Origin of the sequence: Thermogutta sp. (genome assembly GCF_014359955.1) — a bacterium.
Lineage (GTDB): Bacteria > Planctomycetota > Planctomycetia > Pirellulales > Thermoguttaceae > Thermogutta.
Genome location: NZ_JACIYL010000581.1, coordinates 1 through 2902, shown reverse-complemented (window position 1 = coordinate 2902; position 2902 = coordinate 1). Strand labels below are relative to the sequence as shown.

The 2902-nt window shown below is 57.3% G+C and carries 2 protein-coding genes; both read right to left on the bottom strand.

Translation table 11 applies throughout. The features are described 5' to 3' along the window. Positions 1-270 (bottom strand): hypothetical protein (locus tag H5U08_RS14630; protein ID WP_297034616.1); only part of this gene is annotated, 270 nt, incomplete at its 3' end. Positions 271-414: 144 nt separating this feature from the next. Beyond that, positions 415-2727 (bottom strand): PKD domain-containing protein, encoded by a 2313-nt coding sequence (locus H5U08_RS14625; RefSeq protein WP_297034614.1) that lies wholly within the window; start codon positions 2725-2727, stop codon positions 415-417. Positions 2728-2902: the final 175 nt, after the last annotated feature.

Below are 2902 nucleotides of genomic sequence, written 5' to 3'. Positions count from 1 at the left end.
GTACCGCCCTGGTGCGAGTTTCTCTACCTGCCACACCCCTTCGGCCGTCTGCTTAGCAGGAATGCAGTCGGGGGCGTCGATCTTCGCTTTGGGATCCACCGGTTTGACAGGGTTTCCATCCTGATCCCACCGCTGGATAACCCCGACCAACCGAAGCGGTGGGGCACCTTTGATGCGAAGAGTGAAACTGCCCGCCGCCACGTGGCGCGATGATCCCACCGTGGCAACTGCCACACATGTCACGAATAGCCACGTCCGCCATAGCCTCATATCAAACCCTCCCATGACAAGCGCCATGCTCCGTGCAAGCAAAAGATCACATGAGTCATCCACTTACCGGATCGAATTGAATTGACCTTTTACAAGTTTTAGCGAGTTTTTGAGCTGGGCGATGTTGCCCAGGCTTATCCCGCCCTATTTTCGTTCAGGAGTTGCGGACTGCAATTTCTCCAGAAGCTGTTTTGCCTCGCCGACCAGCGGGCTTCCTGGATAATCTTTCAGCAGAGATTCGAGCGTCGCCTTTGCCCGATCCACACGCTTCATGGCCAGGTCTGCCTGGGCCGACAGAAGCAGCAGCTCTTCGATGTAGGGTGAATAAGGATTCACGACGAGCAGCCGATCCGCCAGAGCGGTGACAACTTCGTACCGACCCCGAGCGAACCAGTATTTTCCCCATAAAAGGGGCAAATAGCCCTCCACAATATCAAGCGGAAACTCATTGGACCAGGCACGCAGTTCAGCCGCTGCCCTATCGAGTTCCCCTGATCGCAGGAATTGCTCGGTAGAACGACTGTGGGCGCCCCGCCAGGCAGTGCGTTCCACTTCATTGCGGCGAGCCGCTACCAGTTGCTCGGCCTGCTGGAGGGCCTTCACTGCCTCGTCCTGACGCCCTTCGGTGGCGGCCACTTCGCCCCGCAAACGGTACCAAAGCGCTCCCAAATGTTCATGGCGACTGGGATCCCGGAGTAATTTTTCAGCCGCGTCGAGATGCTTTTTTGCTTCAGCCAGCGCGAGCAGATCATTCAACTGGATATCCGCTACAGCGAGATGGGCTTCGGCCCGCGCTGTGTCCGCCTGCAGGCGAGGCAATACACCTGTCCAGAGGTTGACAGCGAGCGTCGAGTCTACGAAGACATCTTGAGCGATGGGAGTTACCAGCCGGAGGAGCTGCAGAAGCTCCTCGTCCCCCGTTTGCTTGCCCTTCAGCAGTCCGTCCCTGGCCACCTCCAGCGCACGCATCAGATATTTACGACGTTCCGATTCCCTCGTCTTTGGGTCTATTGTGGACTTTTGCGCGGCGGCCGCCGCCTGTTCCTCGTCGACAAAAACTGTGTCCGGCGGCGGTGGTGGGAGATACTCGTCCGCTTTAGTCAAATAGGCCTGGACCATCTGCAGAAGGGATTGTGCATCCGTTGCCGCAGGATTGTAGGTGTCCAGAACAGGCAGGATATCGTCCAACTGAAGGGGCTTGTTTTTGCCCGCTTCTCGCGGTGGGGCGGGTGGTGGGCCAATCCAAATCCTTTGGGGCATTTCAAAAGGTCGGCCTGCGCGGGTCACTGTTTCCTTAATCGTGAAGAGTCCAGGCCTAAGGAAAACGTGCACCACCGCGGGCCCCTGGGCTGTCTGCCCATCTCCGAAGTCCCACTCGACGCGTGCCGAGGAGACCAGAGCAGGGGGGGACGCGTCGCGGAACTCTGCCACCACGAGCGGTATTTCGTTTTCGGGCAGCGATACAGCGCCAACAACATTGAAACGAAAATCGGGCAAAAAACGCTGCGTTTGGCTCATCGGAGGCCCCACAGCGGGGCGGACAATGGAGGCATTTCGGAATACTTCCGGCGGAATAGGGACCGGAGCTGGATGGCTGCCACGTGGCTCGACTTCCCACGCGGCCACCGCCACGCCCATTTCACTCGTGGATACATGGTAATATTCGAACCGATGCGGACCCGCCGTCAGTTGCACATCTCGTCGCAAGCCGGGGCGAGCTCGCCGTTCCGGCGGATGTCGACCGGGTGCTTCTGCGACAATTTTTCCGTCGATGAGCAGAAAGCTGCAATCCTGACTCGACGTGTAAAACCCGTACGTCCCCGTTCTGGGAATCTGCATGACGCCGCTGTAGCGACTCATGTAGGGACCAGGGACTGAGGCGAATGGATTCCCGGCGTGGAAAACCGTTGGTACGTAGTCGGCTCCGATGGGGCGCGCACTTTCGAAGGCTGCCTTGACCGATTGAAGACTGTTGAGGTTGCACTCCTTGTACTCACGAACTTCAAGCAGAAGTCCCTCCTCAGCCGACCATTTGGGACGGCTCTCCTCAGGAAAAGGATCCCCGCCGTAGAGGATCTCAAAGGATCCCCGACCACTTGTTGCGCGGGCGGCTGTTATCTGAAAGGCCAGGCGGCAAAAATCTCCCGGCCCTATTTGGAGAATCCGGACAGGGAGCACCTCATTTCCCACGGCCACGATGACATTTTGGCCCTGCTGATCAATTTGACCATGGTGATAAAACTCAACCACGCCGATGGTGGCCCCGCCTGTCGCCGCAAGGTCAATCGGTCGAATGAAGGAGAACTCATGGCCTGCACGTCGAAAAAGCTGGGCCTGAGCACCGTGAGGCATCAGGCAGATGACGAGACAGACCAGACAACTTACTCTGCTGCAAAAAACGTATCGACCAGTCATGGCTGTCAAGCGATGGGTGAATTGCTCGCGCGAGCGCTCCATAAATTGATTCCGAAAGCAAGACGTTTTGGCCAAACACCAGTCCTATCATGGTTGCCTGAAAACTTCCCTTAGACTAATGTAGGATTTTGACAGGGCAATTGGAAGGAGGTTGAAATACCATGTCCCAGACACACTCCGCCACAACTTCTCAAATGTCGCCTGAGGAAGCCGTCCG